This window comes from Acinetobacter sp. ABJ_C4_1, assembly GCF_044538495.1.
Classification (GTDB): Bacteria; Pseudomonadota; Gammaproteobacteria; order Pseudomonadales; family Moraxellaceae; genus Acinetobacter; species Acinetobacter nosocomialis_A.
Genome location: NZ_JBIUCQ010000001.1, coordinates 212,767 through 231,421, shown reverse-complemented (window position 1 = coordinate 231,421; position 18,655 = coordinate 212,767). Strand labels below are relative to the sequence as shown.

At 38.9% G+C, this 18,655-nt stretch carries 17 protein-coding genes; 6 read left to right on the top strand and 11 right to left on the bottom strand.

The annotated features are described in order from the left end of the window. Positions 1-9: 9 nt before the first annotated feature. Complete coding sequence (locus tag ACIF8R_RS01035; protein ID WP_017386519.1) at positions 10-1,155, bottom strand: acyl-CoA dehydrogenase family protein; 1,146 nt, start codon at positions 1,153-1,155, stop codon at positions 10-12. A 159-nt stretch (positions 1,156-1,314) separates the two neighbouring features. Then, positions 1,315-2,670: a dicarboxylate/amino acid:cation symporter gene (locus tag ACIF8R_RS01030; protein WP_002049312.1), complete on the bottom strand. Its 1,356-nt coding sequence runs from the start codon at positions 2,668-2,670 to the stop codon at positions 1,315-1,317. A 499-nt stretch (positions 2,671-3,169) separates the two neighbouring features. On the opposite strand from ACIF8R_RS01030, the gene ACIF8R_RS01025 reads away from it, so the two are divergent. Then, the gene (locus ACIF8R_RS01025; protein ID WP_396478494.1) at positions 3,170-4,183 is read left to right on the top strand and encodes a glycosyl transferase family protein; all 1,014 of its coding nucleotides are present in this window, start codon (positions 3,170-3,172) and stop codon (positions 4,181-4,183) included. Between the two features lie 201 nt (positions 4,184-4,384). Here ACIF8R_RS01025 and ACIF8R_RS01020 read toward each other — a convergent pair whose 3' ends face one another. Next, entirely contained in the window at positions 4,385-4,657 is a 273-nt protein-coding gene (locus ACIF8R_RS01020; protein WP_004643467.1) for a YeaC family protein, read from the bottom strand. After that, positions 4,654-5,562 (bottom strand): NAD(+) kinase, encoded by a 909-nt coding sequence (locus tag ACIF8R_RS01015; protein WP_002049094.1) that lies wholly within the window; start codon positions 5,560-5,562, stop codon positions 4,654-4,656. The genes ACIF8R_RS01020 and ACIF8R_RS01015 overlap by 4 nt, the downstream gene beginning before the upstream one ends. A gap of 185 nt (positions 5,563-5,747) precedes the next feature. Between ACIF8R_RS01015 and mrcB the strand changes: the two genes are divergently transcribed. Next, a complete protein-coding gene (gene mrcB / locus ACIF8R_RS01010; RefSeq protein ID WP_396478492.1) occupies positions 5,748-8,144 on the top strand; it encodes a penicillin-binding protein 1B in 2,397 nt (798 codons plus the stop codon). Positions 8,145-8,164: 20 nt separating this feature from the next. After that, positions 8,165-8,716 carry a tetratricopeptide repeat protein gene (locus tag ACIF8R_RS01005; RefSeq protein ID WP_311086901.1) on the top strand — a complete coding sequence of 184 codons (552 nt, stop codon included), beginning with the start codon at positions 8,165-8,167 and terminating at the stop codon, positions 8,714-8,716. A gap of 22 nt (positions 8,717-8,738) precedes the next feature. Here ACIF8R_RS01005 and ACIF8R_RS01000 read toward each other — a convergent pair whose 3' ends face one another. Continuing rightward, the gene (locus ACIF8R_RS01000; RefSeq protein WP_396478490.1) at positions 8,739-9,641 is read right to left on the bottom strand and encodes an NUDIX domain-containing protein; all 903 of its coding nucleotides are present in this window, start codon (positions 9,639-9,641) and stop codon (positions 8,739-8,741) included. A 136-nt stretch (positions 9,642-9,777) separates the two neighbouring features. Here ACIF8R_RS01000 and hemP point away from each other — a divergent pair, with 136 nt between their 5' ends. Next, positions 9,778-9,948, top strand: a complete 171-nt coding sequence (hemP, locus tag ACIF8R_RS00995; RefSeq protein ID WP_000993415.1) for a hemin uptake protein HemP — start codon at positions 9,778-9,780, stop codon at positions 9,946-9,948. Between the two features lie 65 nt (positions 9,949-10,013). On the opposite strand, the gene ACIF8R_RS00990 is transcribed toward hemP, so the two are convergent. The 4 genes from ACIF8R_RS00990 to ACIF8R_RS00975 all read right to left on the bottom strand — a co-directional run bounded on the left by ACIF8R_RS00990 (position 10,014) and on the right by ACIF8R_RS00975 (position 14,327). After that, the gene (locus ACIF8R_RS00990) at positions 10,014-11,372 is read right to left on the bottom strand and encodes a sensor histidine kinase (RefSeq protein WP_396478488.1); all 1,359 of its coding nucleotides are present in this window, start codon (positions 11,370-11,372) and stop codon (positions 10,014-10,016) included. Then, a complete protein-coding gene (locus ACIF8R_RS00985) occupies positions 11,369-12,031 on the bottom strand; it encodes a response regulator transcription factor (protein WP_396478487.1) in 663 nt (220 codons plus the stop codon). Before ACIF8R_RS00985 ends, ACIF8R_RS00990 begins: the two co-directional genes overlap by 4 nt. A 103-nt stretch (positions 12,032-12,134) precedes the next feature. Beyond that, positions 12,135-12,494 (bottom strand): NirD/YgiW/YdeI family stress tolerance protein, encoded by a 360-nt coding sequence (locus tag ACIF8R_RS00980; RefSeq protein WP_396478485.1) that lies wholly within the window; start codon positions 12,492-12,494, stop codon positions 12,135-12,137. Positions 12,495-12,569: 75 nt separating this feature from the next. Beyond that, a complete protein-coding gene (locus tag ACIF8R_RS00975; RefSeq protein WP_396478483.1) occupies positions 12,570-14,327 on the bottom strand; it encodes a GspE/PulE family protein in 1,758 nt (585 codons plus the stop codon). A gap of 288 nt (positions 14,328-14,615) precedes the next feature. On the opposite strand from ACIF8R_RS00975, the gene ACIF8R_RS00970 reads away from it, so the two are divergent. Then, positions 14,616-15,884: an MgtC/SapB family protein gene (locus ACIF8R_RS00970; RefSeq protein WP_396478481.1), complete on the top strand. Its 1,269-nt coding sequence runs from the start codon at positions 14,616-14,618 to the stop codon at positions 15,882-15,884. 9 nt (positions 15,885-15,893) lie between these two features. Here the strand turns inward: ACIF8R_RS00970 and tsaA are convergent, their stop codons facing one another. After that, on the bottom strand, positions 15,894-16,622 hold the full coding sequence (gene tsaA, locus ACIF8R_RS00965) for a tRNA (N6-threonylcarbamoyladenosine(37)-N6)-methyltransferase TrmO (RefSeq protein ID WP_396478957.1): 729 nt from the start codon (positions 16,620-16,622) through the stop codon (positions 15,894-15,896). Positions 16,623-16,726: 104 nt separating this feature from the next. On the opposite strand from tsaA, the gene ACIF8R_RS00960 reads away from it, so the two are divergent. Continuing rightward, complete coding sequence (locus ACIF8R_RS00960) at positions 16,727-17,506, top strand: ferredoxin--NADP reductase (RefSeq protein ID WP_002118187.1); 780 nt, start codon at positions 16,727-16,729, stop codon at positions 17,504-17,506. A gap of 53 nt (positions 17,507-17,559) precedes the next feature. On the opposite strand, the gene ACIF8R_RS00955 is transcribed toward ACIF8R_RS00960, so the two are convergent. Beyond that, positions 17,560-18,429, bottom strand: coding sequence for a PhzF family phenazine biosynthesis protein (locus ACIF8R_RS00955; RefSeq protein WP_396478479.1), 870 nt, complete (start codon positions 18,427-18,429; stop codon positions 17,560-17,562). Positions 18,430-18,655 lie beyond the last annotated feature (226 nt).

The window sequence follows — 18,655 nt, the reverse complement described above, 5'->3', positions numbered from 1 at the left end:
CCTATTTAATTAGGCTTTGCCAATTAATCCACGCGCTACGATTTCTTTCATAATTTCATTTGTACCACCGTAAATACGCTGAATACGAGCATCTACAAAGAAACGTGAAATCGGATATTCAGTCATATAGCCATAACCACCAAAAAGTTGTAGCAAGTTGTCAGCCACTTTCATTTGCATATCTGTACTGAAGCTTTTAAGCGCCGCTGCAGTTTCAACATCAAGTTTACCTTCTTGATATAGAGCAACGTTTCTCTCATAAAAAGCAGCTGTAGCAAGCTCATCAATTTTTGCTTGTGCCAGAACAAAACGCGTATTTTGGAACTGTGAAATAGGTTGCCCAAATGCATGACGCTCTTTTACATAAGCAGTTGCCAAATCAATTGCACCACGAATAGCGCCAATTGCGGTAGATGCAATAGCGGTACGCTCACGTGGTAACTCTTGCATTAAATAAGCAAAACCTTGTCCAGCTTGACCGAGTAACTGGTTTTTAGGAACCTTAACATTGTCAAAAAATAGCTCAGAAGTATCTTGAGAATGCAGACCGATTTTGTCTAGGTTGGTACCTTTCTTAAAGCCTTCCAGATGAGTATCTGCCAATAATAACGACACCCCTTTCGCACGCGCTTGAGGATCAGTTTTTACTGCAAGCACCACAAGGTCAGCATGTTGCCCATTTGAAATAAATGTTTTAGAACCATTTAGCAAATAATGGTCATCTTGCAAAATGGCACTGGTACGCATTGATTGTAAGTCTGAACCAGCACCCGGTTCCGTCATACCAATTGCTCCAACTACTTCACCAGTTACCATTTTCGGCAACCAGTATTGTTTTTGCTCTTCTGTCCCAATATGTAAAATATAAGGTGCAGCAATTTCAGAGTGACAAGAAATAGCCGTTGATAATGCACAAAAACCGGCTCGAGCAGACTCTTCAACTAACATTAATGAATAGTAAGTTGGAACCCCATAACCGCCATATTCTTCTGGGACATCCACACACAAAAAGCCATTTTCGCCCAGTTGATTCCAAACTGAACGCGGCATAATTCCTTCACGTTCCCATTGGTCGTAATGTGGAGCAATATGCTCATTCATAAAACGTTTAAAATTATCACGGAATAATTCTAAATCTGCATCATATGCCAACATAATATTTTCCTTCGGCTTTATTGTTTTATCGAATCTCATTGCTGTGCATGCTAATCATTTTTTTAGTTACTGTCATGGCATAGCTGCTCATTTACACTGTACTTTTCAGTCAGCCAATAAAAAAGGAAGCTTAGCCTCCTTTTTTATTACGATAAATGATTAGTGAGATGCCTCAGCAATTACACTTTTTTGCTCAAGCATTTTTCTATCTACTTCATCTGGATTATTCAGTGCATCATTTAGTTTATCTTTATCTAATGCACCGACCCATTTCGCAACCACAATCGTTGCTAGAGAGTTACCAACTAAGTTCGTTAAAGCACGTGCTTCTGACATGAAACGGTCAATACCTAAAATCAATGCCAAACCTGCAACTGGAATATGACCAACAGCAGATAAAGTTGCCGCCATAACAATAAAGCCAGAGCCCGTTACACCTGCCGCACCTTTAGATGAAATTAAAAGTACCAAAAGCAAAGTAATTTGATGTTGGATATCAAGCTGCGTATTTGTTGCCTGAGCAATAAAGATTGCAGCCATCGTCAAATAAATTGAAGTACCATCAAGGTTAAATGAATAACCTGTTGGGATGACTAAACCAACTACAGACTTTTCACAACCTGCGATTTCAAGCTTACGTAGCATACGTGGCAAGACCGACTCAGAAGAAGATGTACCGAGTACAATTAAGAGTTCTTCACGAATCAAACGCACCATCTTAAGAATGCTAAATCCACTTAAACGGCTGATCGTTCCTAATACCAAGAAAATAAATAATAAACAGGTAATGTAGAAACAGAGGATGAGCTGACCTAGCTGTACCAGTGAACCCACACCATATTTACCAATGGTAAACGCCATTGCCCCGAATGCACCTAGTGGAGCAAGCTTCATGATCATATTTACAATGTTAAAGAACACATGTGCAATTTGATCAATTAACTTTAATACTGGACGTCCTGCATCACCTAACTTATGCAGTGCAAAACCAAATAGAATTGCAAAAAGAAGGACCTGTAAGATTTCACCATTTGCAAATGCACCCACCACTGTATCTGGGATGATATGCATTAAGAAATCAACGGTAGATTGTGACTCACCAGAAGTGACGTATTTTTGGATACCTGAAGTGTCCAGAGTCGCAGGATCAATATTCATTCCTACGCCTGGCTTTGCAATGTTAATCACCACAAGGCCAATCAGAAGTGCGATTGTTGAAACGATCTCGAAGTATAACAACGCAACACCGCCAGTTTTACCAACTGACTTCATACTTTCCATACCAGCAATACCACTGACCACTGTACAGAAAATAACAGGTGCGATGATCATTTTAATCAAACGAATAAAAGCATCACCTAATGGCTTGAGTTGCTCACCTAAACCTGGAATATGATGTTCGACACCATTAACAATTTGCGTTGTACTTGGTGAGAAATGCCCTACCAAAACACCCGCAATAATCGCAATAATCACTTGAAAATAAAGTGATTTATAAATCGGTTTTTTAGCCATAACTTTACTTCAATCTATATTTCCAAGTCCGTTGGAAATATCAAAATGAAACGTCTATTCTTTACGAATACACAGCCCTAACCTTTCACATGAACACCGCAAAAGGGAAACGGTTTTTTAATAACAAAAAACCTTCCTACTACCTCAACGAAAACAAAAAAGCTGTTTTCTAAAACAGGAGAATACCTGAAGTTTCCAACCACTTTGAGTAGCCAGAAATAACCTCTTACTTTTTCAATAAAAAGCTGAAGATATAGGAGAATCACAGAAAATTATGATATGAGTGCTCAAAAAAGCACATGAAAGTTTACTCGAATTAAATCACGATTCGGTTAAAATTTTGGCTAATACGCACAAAAAACACTCATGCAGCCTTAAGACTTTAGTATGAGAAACACTTTTGATATTTTTTCAGCAGATTTTTATGTCATATTGATAAGTCCTTGTAGACATTTCATTTTGAGCTGCCTACCCCTTATTTTTACTGTTTTGAATTGACATGAATACTAAACGTAATATCTATAAAGATGCTGAACATCCCTTTGCTCAATATGTCCGTATTTTAGGTAAGGGGAAAACCGGATCTCGATCACTGAGTTATGAAGAAGCCTATCAAGCTTTTACCATGATTTTAAAAGGCGAAGTTCTTGATGTTCAGTTGGGTGCTTTTTTAATGCTACTACGTGTTAAAGAAGAGTCCATTGATGAGCTTGCGGGCTTTGTACAAGCCACCAAAGACCAACTTAATTTTCAACCTTTAGACGTTGACCTAGACTGGTCATCTTATGCAGGCAAGCGTAAACATTATCCTTGGTTTTTATTGGCTGCCCTGACACTTGCTCATCATGGCTACAAAATCATTATGCACGGCGCTTCTGGCCATACAATTAACCGAGTCTATACCGAACAAGTTTTAGAATATTTAGATTATAAAATTTGCCATTCTGAACAAGAAGTCCGTACACAATTGGCCGAACATAATTTTGCTTACTTACCTTTAGAAGTAATTTCACCTGTTTTAAGTGATTTAATTTCTTTAAGAAATGTCATGGGTTTACGCTCTCCTATTCATACTTTAGCCCGTCTCATTAACCCATTTAACGCGAAAGCCACCTTACAAGCGATATTCCATCCGGCTTATAGAACTTCTCATCAGCATAGTGCGCTTCGCTTAGGCTATCAAAATAGTGCAGTCATTAAAGGTGAAGGCGGTGAATTTGAGCGAAACCCAGATGCTAAAACACTCATTTGCGGTATTAAAAATGGTGAACTCTATGAACATGAGTTACCAAAGCTTACGCCTGAACGTAGCCCAATTGAAGAAGAGTTAGATTTAGCGACGTTTAAAGCTGTCTGGCTTGGTCAGCAGCATCATGAATATGGTGAAATGGCCGTAACAGAAACCATGGGTATTGCGTTATATACGATGGGCGTTGTTGCTAGCTTTGAAGAAGCGATGCAAAAAGCAAAAGTGCTATGGGAAACACGAAATTTAAGCAATCTTAATTCGTAGTTAACAGATGCTATCGTGAAAGTCGACATGGATGTCGACCGTATCACTGCGATACAGGAAGTATCGTCAGTGATACAGAGGATTTTTGGTTACTTTTGATCCTTCAAAAGTAATAAAAGCCTATATGCTATAAGTTATGAAAAACATGCTATATAAGGCTGTATGGAATAACCAAAAATAATTTTTCTGTCTTATTAAGTTTTAAACAAAACGAATCGGTTTAAACTCAGGCTCATGCTTGTGATGATCATCATCACACTCTTCACCCTCTTCTTTCGTTCCGCGGTCAATATAACCACTACGCTGTTCTTCCGGTAAGTTCTTTAACTCCCAAGCAATCACAGCTTGCATACATGTTTCGCGCTGTTCTTTCGTTAAAACAACACCATTTGGCCATTTACCAATTTCTACTGCTGTTTTTAAACGCTCTACAATTTCAGGGTTTAAAACAGATAGCATTTGTTCAATATTCATGATTCATCTCTTTGAAAAGATTCAAAATCTTGGTTCCAACCCAGTTTGGTACGACAAGCCATATAGAAATCATAACCTGGTGGGTGTAATAAACTTAATTTAAATGGGTGTTTACGGATGTGCAAACTGTCGCCAACATTGAGCGATACGCTATGTTGTCCGTCTGCACTCACCATCGGTAACACTCGATTTTCGCGAATAACAATTTTAATTTCACTTTGCCCACCAACTACGATTGGGCGTGAAGATAATGTATGGGGGTGCATAGGAACTAATGCAATCGCATCCATACTCGGATGTAAAATTGGACCACCACCCGACAGTGCATAAGCAGTCGAACCAGTTGGCGTCGACACAATTAAACCATCACTATGCTGACGGTAAACATATTGACCATCAATATTGAGTTCAAAGTCGATCATATGTACCGACTTACCTGAGTGTAGTACGACGTCATTTAAAGCAATTGCATCATAAATAACTTCACCATTGGTACGTACTTCCATTTCAAGCAAGAAACGGCGATCAAGTTGGAAATGACCTTGTAGAACCTGATCAAGCTTAAAAATAGCTTCCGCAGGCTTAATATCGGTTAAAAACCCTAAACGCCCACGGTTAATACCAATAACAGGTGTATTGTAGCGAACTAAAGCTCTAGCTGCATGAAGCAAAGAACCATCTCCACCGACTACAATCACCAGATCAGCAACTTCACCTAATAAGTGACGACTAACAACTTGTGCATGATCATAGGGCACTAATTCGGCAGTTTCCTGATCAAAAATGGGGTTTAGGCCTAAACTTAGCAAATGGTCATGAATTAAACATAGTGTTTCTACAACTGATGATTTATCCGGTCGACCAATTAACCCGACGTTTCTGAAGGACTTATGTGAAATTTGCACGAATGAGTAAGCTCCGCTGCGATTCTACGCTATCATAACATTAACCTGATTAATTTAAAAAAACATAACAACAAGATGCTGTAAAATTCAATCTAAGTTTTCCATTTATTCACAGTTTTATCATTGCAAATTGATGACAAGCTATCGCATCATTAACGTATTGTTTAGGGTTTTATCTCATTTATATGAAGTTTGAACGTGGTATCGGTTTCTTCGCACTAATTTTTTCCATATTGGTGATTGGTGCTTTTATTGCTCTTAGTATCTATCTGATTCGTTTAGATAATATTATCCGTGAAAAATTTGAAGGACAGCGCTGGGACATTCCTGCCAAAGTGTTCGCTCGGCCTTTGGAAATTTATAATAATGCACCTATTACTCAAGCAAATTTTACTCAAGAATTAAAATTATTAGGTTACAAAACTTCAAGTAATTATGACAAGTCTGGAACCTTTGTTGCTCAAGGTAGCAACATGTATGTACATACTCGCGGTTTCGACTATGGTGATAGTGTAGAACCTGAACAAGTTTTAGAACTTAGCTTTGCAAACGACCAAGTTGCGGAGGTACGCAGTACCAAACCTTCTTCGACAGGTGTGGCTCGTTTAGAACCTATGCTGATTGGGGGAATTTATCCTCAGCATAATGAAGACCGCGTTCTAATCAAACTCAATAATGTTCCTAAACCACTTATTGAAGCTTTAATTTCTACAGAAGACCGTAATTTCTACCACCATCACGGTATTTCAATTCGTGGTACGGCCCGTGCTTTGGTGAGTAATGTAACTGGAGGACGTCGCCAAGGTGGTTCAACCCTGACACAACAGTTAGTTAAGAACTTCTATCTAACCCCTGAACGCACACTTAAACGTAAAGTGAATGAAGCCCTAATGGCTTTACTCATTGAGTTGCATTACAGCAAAGATGAAATTTTAGAAGCTTATTTAAATGAAGTAAATTTAGGCCAAAACGGTAACTATTCAATCAATGGTTATGGCTTGGCTTCACAGTTTTATTTTGGTTTACCACTTCGTGAACTGAATGTCGCGCAACAAGCTTATTTAGTCGGTTTGGTTCAAGGTCCATCTTTATATAACCCTTGGAAAAATCCTGAAGGAGCAAAAAATCGTCGTGATACAGTTTTAAATAACATGCGTGTAATGGGTTATTTAACTCAAGCAGAATATGAAACTGAAATTGCACGTCCTTTAAATGTGCTAAGCAAACCAAGCTTAGGTCCTGCAAAATTCCCTGACTTCTTAGATATTGTGCGTCGTCAGTTACGTACCGAATATCAAGAAAGCGATTTAACCAATCAAGGATTACGTATTTTTACGACCCTGGACCCTATTGCTCAAACTCAGGTTCAAGATGCATTTAAAGCTTCTGTAGAACGTCTGACTCAAAGTAACCCTGCCCGCTTGAAAAACTTACAAGGTGCAGTACTGATTGCACATCCTGAAAATGGCGAGTTAATTGCAGCCGTTGGCTCAACTCAAGATTTTACTGGCTTTAACCGCGCCTTAGATGCAAAACGTCAAGTCGGTTCTTTATTGAAGCCAGTTATCTATTTAAGTGCAATTGAGTCTGGACGTTATAACTGGGCTAGTAAAATTGAAGACGCACCAATCAGTATTCCTGTAGATGGTGGTAAAAGCTGGACACCGAAAAACTATAGTGGCGGTGGTCATGGCATTGTAAGTTTAAGTGAAGCCTTAGCAAACTCTTATAACCTTTCTGCTGTTCGTATAGGTCAAGAATTTGGGTTATCTACATTTACCAATAACTTAAGAAAATTTGGCGTTGAATCACCAATTCCTGCCTACCCTTCTATTTTCCTTGGTGCAGTTAATATGTCACCAATGGAAGTACTCGGTATCTATGAAAACTTCGCTACAGGTGGTTTCAAATATCCAACTCGTGCGATTCGTTCTGTGGTAGATGCAAATGGCCGTTTACTTGATCGTTATGGCCTAAACGTACAACAAACCATTGACCCGTCGGTTGGCTATATCATGAACTATGGCCTACAACAGGTCATGTCATCAGGTACGGGCCGCGCAGCGTATAACAGCTTACCTCCTACTTTAAAATTGGCTGGTAAATCAGGTACGACTAACGATACACGTGACTCATGGTTTGCCGGCTATTCGGGTAACCATGTCGCTGTAGTATGGTTAGGTCTAGATGACAACAAAGTGACTGGCTTAACAGGTTCATCTGGTGCATTGCCGGTGTGGATTAATGTGATGAAACAATTACGTCAAACACCGGTAAATTTACGTCAGCCAGACACTGTACAGTGGCAATGGATTGACCATGCAACAGGTGATTTATCAGCACAGGCGTGTGCTGGTGCAATGTATATCCCTATGCTGACACATACAGTTCCACATCGTGCTACGCCATGTGGAGCACCGTATTATCAAGTTGATCCAACATACGCACCACAAAGTGATAACACAGCACCAGCTTCTCAACCGGATAATAGCGATAGCTATATTCGTGAGAGTGAAAACCAGATGGAACAAGATCTGTCGAATAACTCACATGTGATTTCTAGTGGTAGTTATAACAACTAAGCGTTGACAGGAAACAGGATATGTTAAAGAAAGGTGTTTTTTATATTGGTGCTGTACTTATGGTCGGCTGTACAACTTTACCGGATCATTCAGCCCCAAAAGAGAAAACACCGCCTGTTACCGAGAAAAAGAATACTGAGACGCCATCTGGTGTAAAAATTACACCTTATGATCATCCAGATATTCAACGTAAAAGTTTACAAGTGATTGTTCCTCAGCAGAAAAAGTCCCAACGCTTTAATGATGATGGAAGCCAGTTACCTGCTTTTAAAACATTAATGCAAAAAACTGAGCAAGCTTACAAAAACCAGCAATGGTCGGAGGCTGAGCGCTATGCTCTTCAAGCGCAGCGTTTAGCACCACAGGCGGCTGAGACTTATTTATTTCTTGCACTCACGGCAAATCATAAACAGCAATATGCTAATGCTGAATCTCTTGCTAGACGCGGTTTAAGCTTTGCTCAGAGCCAAGCAATGAAAAAACAGCTTTGGCTAACCATTTTAAAAGCTGGGCAACAGCGTAATAATCCAAAAACTGTTCAGGAAGCACAGCAAGCATTAAAAGCGCTCTAGCTTTTAATGCTTTTATGTCTTATTAAAAATTACGAATACCCGCCAAGCCATACGCACCATGTTGCTGTGCTGTGGCTAAATCATCAGGACTCATGCCTCCCAAAGCAAACACGGGAATCTGGCATTTCTCAATCAAGTCAGTTAAACGATCCCATCCTAATGCATTCGCATCTGGATGAGTTTCTGTTACTTTGACAGGACTTATAAAAACAGCATCACAGCCAATTTGCTGAGCATGCTGTAAAGAAACTGCATCGTGGCAAGCAGCAATAAAACGTACTCCCACCTCTAAGTCGCCTTTATGCAAACTCATTAATTGAGACTGCTTAAGATGTACAGTTTTTATATGACTTTTTAACTCAGGTTTTAGCTTGTGCCAAACATCGATATTCAAGATTAATTTTGAAAGCTGATCTGTATCTAAAAGAGCTAATTTTTCTAGATCTGCCTGATCAAAGCTATCTTTTTCACTACGCCAATACACTAAAGTTTCATCATTTTCGGCTGGTGTCAGCGTAGAGCTAATTTTAATAAAATGCGGCCAATACAATCTTTTAATAATGTCTTTATTGGCTTTCGGGAAGTTTAATTGAAGTAGCTGTTCACGTGTGTACCATGTCCAAGGCTGATGAATAAGATTTAATAATTCATCAGGTACATAGCTATGGAACAAATGAAGGTTGACGATAAGGTCATCATACTCATGGTGAATATAATCAAATTGATGCCATTCTTTTAAACCAATACCGACTTCTTCATAAATTTCACGGCGGCAAGCTTCTTCTGGTGTTTCACCCTGCTCAACCTTTCCTCCAGGAAACTCATGCTTTCCACCTTGATGCTGCTGTTCTCCACGCCATCCAACTAATATTTTTCCGCGATGAATTAAGATAGCTATTGCAACATCGACGATCGGTTTAGGCATTGTTCTACTCACTCAAATTTTTCTCAAGTGTAAGCAAATTTTATCAATTTATAAATTCTTTAAAATCTCATTGACAGATCTATTCGATAATGATTATCATTTAAATCGTTCAAGAATATACCACGGAGCACAACAAATGAACGCACCTTTTAGCTTATTTACTCGTAACACTGACTCAGCTCATGCCTTACCAATGCTACATTCTAACAACCTATTTGCATTAGGTCGTGAAATTCGAATTATGCATGCTGGCGAGGAATACCGCTTACGCCTTACTCGCAATAACCGTCTCATTTTAACTAAATAAGAACGATCCTCGCGTTTCAATAATATTCGTGGGAAAACAAAAAATGGATAGCATGGGCAACCATGCTATTTTTGTATTTCATAATTAAAAGGCAATGTCACTTCAACTTTTAAACCACCTTGGCTTGCATGCATAAATTGCAGTTCACCACCATGGAGTTGAATAATTTTTTTAGTAATTGACAGCCCTAACCCTGAACCTTGTTGCTGTGTACCTAATACACGAAAAAAACGCTGCCCTAGACGTCTTAAAACTTCATCATCTACGCCATTTCCAGTGTCTTCTATAGAAATTTTCAGTTGTTGCTGAAACTGACTGAGTTCAACATGAATAAATCCCAAAGTAGGACTATAGCGAATAGCATTATCAAATAGATTTCTAAAGGCAATGAACAGTAATTCTTCGTTCGCAAACATTTTGGTTTCATTTGACAAAACATTGGTCTCAATCACCATTTGTTTGGCTTGTGCATCAATATTTACGGTTTCAACTACTCGAGCCAATACATGGTTTAAATCAATGACACTCTTAAAGAGTTCTGGTTGCTCTGTTTCATTAGGCTCCAAACGTGCCAGAAGGAGTAAATTTTCAAGAATTTTTGTACTTCTTGAAACGTCTTCTTGGATCCGCTCAAAGTCTTGGTCAAGTTCTGGAACATGCTGATATTTGCGTTGTAAAACCTGAAGGCGCATTTGTATGGCAGATAACGGAGAACGTAACTCATGTGAAGCATCTGCGGTAAAGCGCTGTTCGGCAACGAGTGCTCTTTGAAGTCTTGCAAGTAACTGATTTAAAGCATCTATGACTGGTTGAATTTCTGTAATGACATCTGGGTCTTGAATTGGTTCTAAATTTGATGCAGTTTTTTGAGCGATACGTTTAGAGAGTAGATTGAGAGCCGCCAATTGTTGTTCGGTACGCCAACTTACAATCACCCATTGTAATAACCAAAACAAAACCATAAGACCGCTATATCCAGCGAGTGCTTTGAGTACCTCTTCTACACGAGTACTCATGGGCTGAAAGACTTCAACTTGCAGCTCTGAATCTTTTTGTTGTGTGGCCAGACTACGCCATAACTGGCCATCAAACCAAAAGTATGAAAAACCTTTTGATAAGTTGCCTTGTTCAAAAAGTTCGTGTTGATAGGTGTGAGAATGGGTAAGTAATTGACCAGAGTTTAATAATTCATATTGAATATCAAATTCATCACTGAGCTCGTCAAACTGTTTCATAGAATGTTTAGAGAGATCAGAAACCAGCAAGGTATCTGAAATTTCATCCATGATTTCATCTTGCACTGACATGTTGTGATAAATCGAAAATATGGTGAGTAAGCTTAAAGCGAGCAGCCCCACCACGATACTGCTCCACATGGTGGTTTTAACCAGTTGGGACTGCAAAGAAGAACGATTCGATTTCATTTTAAATCTCCCATACGGTAGCCTAGTCCCCGTATGGTTTTAATACTGCTACTTCCGATTTTTTTTCGAAGTTGATAAATAAAAACTTCTATTGCATTACTTTCAATCTCGTCACCCCATGCGTAGAGCGCTTCTTCTAATTGATCACGAGTAATAATATGTTCAGGATGAACCATCAGCTTGCGTAAGATTTGAAACTCTTTTGCTGTTAAATCGATAGTGTTTCCCGCCAATAATACAACCTTCGCTTGAGTATCAAGGTGTAAATCTCCCCATATTAAAACCGATTGCTGACCCAAGGTTTGTTTGCGTAATTGAGCTCGGATACGGGCTGATAACTCTTCTAAGCTAAAAGGTTTAACCAAATAATCATTTGCACCTAAATCTAGCCCCTCTACTCGGTCCTGAATGCTGTCACGTGCTGTAATAAAAATGACAGGTACATTTTTTTGTTTATAACGGATTGTTGTTAAGACTTTTTCACCCGCGAGTTGTGGTAGACCCCGATCAAGCAAAATACAGTCATAGTCATGCTGCTCAATTGCTGTAAGGGCATAATCGCCTCTTTCAACCCAATCGACTTGATAACCGTCTAACTCTAACCAAGATTGAATACTTTCCGCTTGAGAGCGATCATCTTCTGCAAGCAAAATTCTCATCTATTTTTCCTGTTATATTCTGACCTGATCTTGCCAAGCCTTTATTAAAAAAGCAAAGCCGCATCATTTGTGCGGCTATAAATCGTATAAGTAAAATCCAATGTTAGAACTGGACTTGTTCTACATCAATTTCTACACGTTTTAACGGCTTAAGGTCTATATCGACTTCACCCACTAGACCAATATTAGTCGTTGGGGAAATAGGATGACCTTGCCAAAGTTCATCATCTACATCAATGGTAATAGTGCCCGTTTTATCACGGAACTGATATTTTTCATCCCCTAAAGATTTCACCACTTGGCCATGCAGTTTTACAGGCGTATTGTCTTTTGCTGTTAAAGCTTGCTTAACAGTCGTTACGGTTGCTGGAGTAATTGCTGCATGGTTCAAAGGTATATTTGCCATAACCATGCCAGCAGTTGCCAAACCAGCAGTCATCAAGATCGCTTTAAATATTTTCATAAAATCACCTATTTGATTACATCTTGGAATGACATAAGTACAACAAGCATAGATGAGGTGAATCTTAAGAAAAATTTAATTTAAAGGTACAACGCGTAACACCTCTTCTAAAGTGGTAAGCCCTTCTATGACTTTGTGCGCTCCAGCAATTCTCAAAGGCTCTACACTTTCTTTTTTAGTTTGGCTTCTTAATTCATTTAATGTCGCATGACTACCAACCAGATGCTTAAGCTCAAGACTAACAGGCATAAACTCATAAATACCGACTCGACCTTTATAACCAGTATGTCGACACTGTTCACACCCTACTGCTTGATAAACTTTTTCTGGCATTTCCATAATGTAGTCAAATGTTAGGTGTTGCCATTCATCTTCATTAATATGAGTCTGTTGCTTACAGTGCGGACAAAGCTGTCGCACTAAACGCTGTGCCAATACACCTAAAATAGTCGCTGCTGTTAAAAAGGGTTGCACACCTAAATCGTGTAAACGGGTCAAACTAGACGGTGCATCATTGGTATGTAAAGTTGATAATACCAAATGCCCTGTGAGTGCAGCCTGAATAGCCATATTTGCAGTGTCTTGGTCACGAATTTCCCCAATCATAATAATGTCGGGGTCTTGTCGCATTAAAGCACGTACACCATCGGCAAAACCTAGATCAATTGCATTATTGACCTGCATTTGGTTAAAACTAGGCTCTAGCATTTCAATCGGGTCTTCAATGGTACAGACATTGACTTGGTCAGTTGCGAGCTGCTTTAAAGAAGAATATAGCGTGGTGGTTTTACCCGAACCTGTTGGCCCCGTGACTAAGATAATGCCGTGACTATTTTGTGTAATGCGCTGCCATTGCTGTAATAAAGACTGATCAAAACCCAGTTGCTGAAAAGAACGTACCAATACATCTGGATCGAAAATACGCATCACCAGTTTTTCGCCAAATGCAGTTGGCAAGGTCGATAAACGTAGCTCGGTTTCTTGTCCTTTCGGTGTCCGTGTTTTTAAACGACCATCTTGTGGTTTACGCTTTTCCGCAACATTTAGCCGCCCTAAAATTTTAATTCGGGAAATCACGGCGGTCAGTGTATTTGAAGGCATGTTATAAATAGTGTGTAAAACACCATCAATACGGAACCGAACTTTACCATTGTCTTTACGCGGTTCCATATGAATGTCACTGGCGCTTTGTTCAAACGCAAACTGTAAAATCCAGTCGACCAATTTCACAATGTGTTGATCATTGGCATCAGGGTTTTGGCTATCTCCAAGTTGTAAAAGTGCTTCTACCCCTTTATTGTCACGATCATGAGCTACGTCTTTCTGAGCTGAGTTTACTGCCCGACTAACCTGATAATATTCTCGCAAGTAACGTTGTAACTGCTCAGGATTAAGAAATACCCGTTCAATTTTTTTCGGTGCCAGACTCCGTTCCAAATTGTTTAACCAGTCTGTTTGAAAAGGCTGGTCTGTTCCTATCACAATTCGGTCCGCATGGACTTCTACAGCTAAAATGTGGTTTCGAATCGCAAACTCTTGTGACATGACTTGAGTTAAAGCGCTGACATCCGCCTTTAAAGGATCAATCACAAATAAAGGTAATTGTGCTCGATCGGCAAACCATTGGCACAGACGGTTTAAACTTAAATGCGCTTGTACGTGGTGTTGGTCTTTTAAATTAAAATGTGCAATCCACTGTAATGGATGCCATTTCAGTTGATCTTTTTGTCTATTTGTCGTTTGTACTAGTAATTTGTCACGCTCAGTAATACGACCTTCTTGTAATAATTGTTCTAGACACCAATGTGCGTCTATTTCTACATGTGCATTCATGTGTTATCCCCAATATATTTTTATAATATAGCAGAGATGTTTTAGATTTAACTGGCCTTAAAATCTTCAAATTTAGCTTTTAAATATCTTTTAACTTCAATTATTTAAACCAATTCTCAACTTGGTATTTTTTTGTGTCGTAGATCATATTTATAAAAATATTTATTGTGAGAGTTTGATTAAAAAAGAGACTAGGCTCAATACAATAAAAAGCATAAACTGGACATGAATATATGATTTAAAAATGATTAACTTCTGTATATAACAATAAACCAAAGAGGAAGTATTATGAATCTTCCAATGACAATGTCATTACAAACTGCATCATTTGAAGAATTTATTACTATCATTGCTGCCGCATTAGGCTGCGGGTTATTAATTGGTCTGGAACGTGAACGAAGTAAGCTTAAACATGAATACAAAACGTTTGCAGGTTTTCGTTCTTTTGCAATTAGTTCGCTACTCGGTGCAATCTGTTTTTTATTTGGTACTGAAATTGGAATAGTTGGCGCTCTACTTATTGGCGCCATCAGTATTGTCTCTCTTAAAAATCAGCCGAATGACCCCGGCGTGACTACCGAACTCGCCTTTATTATGACTTACTTCATCGGGGCGCTTTGTATTTGGAATATCTCGTTAGCTGCGGGACTCGCCGTCATCATGACGATTATTTTATTAGCAAAACAATCTATGCATGGTATTGCCAGTCAATGGATTACCGAATCGGAATTGCGTGACGGGATTTTTTTACTTGCTCTACTTCTAATCGCCTTACCGTTAGTCCCCAATAAACCTTTTTGGGGGCCAGTTCTAAACCCACATGTGATTTTAAAATTACTGACTTTAATTTTATTTGTGCAAGCGCTCGCACATATTGCAAAGCGGCTTTTATCTTCTAAAAATGCTTTATTACTCTCTTCCTTAGCCTCTGGTTTCGTTTCAAGTACAGCCACTATCGCAAGTCTAGGTTTAGAAGTCCGTTCTGGTCGTGCAAATGCAAAGACAAATGCAGGTGCAGCATTGATGTCATGCGTTTCCACACTCATTCAGATCTTAATTATTGTGGTTGGAATTAGCTTAGCATGGTTCAAATTCATTATATTTCCTACACTCATTGCATTGGCTTTTTTAGCAGTGTGGGCTTTTATTTTATTACGTAAAGCAGAACCAAGTACGACTTCACCCGAGCTAGACTCCAGAATGTTCAGCTTAAAAGAAGCGGTCATTATTGCCGGCACACTCACCCTCATTCAGGTAAGTGTCTATGGTCTAAGTCTATATTTAGGAGATGCTGGCTTAATTGCAGGGACCTTACTTGCCTCTTTATTCGAAATACATGCAGCAATTGCAGCAGTGATTGTACAAGGAGAACCGAATAACGCTCATACCTCACTACTCATTGCTTTTATGGGCGGTTTTGCTGTGCATGCGATTGCTAAGAGCATTAACTCAGCTATTTCAGGTGGAATACACTACGCCCTTGCTTTTGTTCCTGCCCAACTGATTCACATGGCAATATTGATTAGCCTGCTATGGATGAACATACATTGGTTTTAAATCTTACTTTTAAACACACGAAGTATCTTCCACCATATCAACAACTGTAATGACATTATCATTCACTTTAAAATGAATATCAAAATTAGAAAACTTCATTTTATAGACTCGTTCAGGGTCTTCTTGATAGGCAGGTCTAGGGTCTAAAGCTAGAACTTGCTCTAATTCATCCAGATATTGCCCGTTAATTTTTTTATTTTTTAGAAGATTTTGCTGGATATTCACTGCACTTTCCGACCAGATGACTTGCTTTCGTTCTGGTTCAGCTTGTGCATAGCCACTTTGAGCATCAATAATGGCATCTGAATATTGTATATAAGGTTTAATATCTAAAATTGGCGTGCCATTTAATAAATCACTGCCAGTAACATAAACTCTTAATGATTTACCGACTTTTTCAACCTTGTTTAAACGTACTACAGATAAGCCTATAGGTGCTGGACGATACATACTACGTGTTGCAAACACACCAATTTTTTCATTGCCCCCTAAACGTGGTGGGCGAACTTGAGGCCGAAACTTAGTTGCAGTCTCCTGATTTTTATTGTCATGAAACTGCCAGATGAGCCAGAGATGGGTAAATTGTTCAATTCCTTCAAAAGCCAATAAGTCATTATAAGGTTCTACCATTTCAATATAAGACTCGATATTGACCAAATTAGGTTGGCGTGGAATACCAAATTTTTCTCGAAAAGGTGAGCACATGTGCCCGACTATTGGGAGGGTGACAGAATTCATCATCACTTTTTCTTATAAACACAATTAAATATATTCAGTTTATCGGGAATGAAATTATATTAGAATAGCTATCTGTTTTCTTTTAATCGTGATCGAGACCTTTAATGGCTGCTTTTAACGTTGAACGCATTACTCATGTGCACCACTGGAATGACACCCTTTTCAGTTTTAAAACTACACGCGATACCAGCTTACGTTTTAAAAATGGTCAGTTCGTAATGATCGGACTAGAAGTGAATGGCAAACCGTTAATGCGTGCATATTCGATTGCAAGTGCGAACTACGAAGAAGAGTTAGAGTTCTTCTCAATTAAAGTACAAGACGGTCCTTTAACTTCGATTTTGCAAAAAGTACAAGTTGGTGACGAAATTTTAGTTTCTAAAAAACCAACAGGTACATTGGTTCATGATGACCTTTTACCAGGTAAAAACTTGTACCTTTTATCTTCTGGTACTGGTCTTGCGCCATTCTTATCAATTATTCGTGACCCAGAAACTTACGAACGCTTTGAAAAAGTAATCGTTGTTCATGGTACACGCTATATTTCTGAATTAGCGTATCAAGACCTAATCTTGAACGAATTACCAAACCATGAATTCTTTGAAGAATTAGGTATTAAAGACAAACTTGTTTACTACCCTACTGTTACTCGTGAGCCTTTCCACACTCAAGGCCGTGTAACAACTGCAATTGAAACTGGCGCTTTATTTGAAAAAATTGGTTTGCCACGTTTCAACCGTGAAACTGACCGTGCAATGCTTTGCGGTAGCCCTGCATTCTTAAAAGATGTTGCTGCATTACTTGACCAACATGGTTTAGTTGAATCACCTCGTATGGGTGAAATGGGTGACTACGTGATTGAACGTGCGTTCGTAGAAAAATAAGCTTTTTCTAAATAAAAAACCGAGGCTAAGTCCTCGGTTTTTTAATAGCTTTTTTATAAGGTAATACTGCCATCGATACAGGTAACAGCGGTTCCACCCACTAAAATTTTATCTTGATGCAATTCAAGTTGAAGCTGTCCGTCACGACCTAAAGCCTGCCCCTGTGAAGAAAGAACGACATCATTTTGTGCTGGTAAAATACCATAGTGACGAATGAAAGATGCCACACTGCCATTACCACTACCACAAACTGGATCTTCATTTATTCCACAAGCAGGTCCAAATGAACGAACTTCTATGTGTTTTTGCTCATCATTATTTTCATAAAAACCAAAAACAGTCGCGCCCGTAACTTTCATTTCTAAATCATGTTGTTTTAAGGCTGCAAAGTCTGGTTGAGTCGCTAAAACAGCTTCGGCATTCACCGCTTGTAATACAATCCAACGTGCACCTACATCAACCAATGTGGCATTCCATTGAGTGTTAATTTTACATTTTAAAATTTCTGCTAATTTCTCAGTGTGCATTGCATCTAATGGTGTAATTTTAGGTTTAGGGAGTTCAAATGATATATGCCCTGACTCACTTACGGTAAGCGTTACCAAGCCCGCAGCACATTGCTGTACCAGCTTACCTTCTTTAGCTGTCACGAGGCCCGCTTCAAGCAAAGCATAGGCAGTACCAATTGTAGGATGTCCTGCAAATGGCAACTCACTTTGCGGAGTAAAAATTCGAACCTGATAATCAGCTTGAGAATCGGTCGCAGGGAGCACAAATGTCGTTTCAGAAAGATTCGTCCAATTCGCAATTTCCTGCATCTGTTCAGATGTTAAGGTACTGGCGTCCATAATAACTGCGACAGGATTACCTTTAAATGCTTGTGAAGTAAAAACATCAACTTGTTTAAATGCAACAACAGACATAGACCACTCCTACTGATTTTAAAATTAAAAAATATGGCTTTTAAGTCCTTACCATTTTTTGATCTTACTGATTTATTTTTAATGGTCACAGTATCAGTTAATATGAAAAATAATAGACACAGTTTTTAAGTTTAGATTTGTGTTAAATGAACCAATCAAAAGCGATCACAATATTTGAGTTAAATAAAAGATCACGATAAAGTGTATCCATTGCTATGGATTTTTC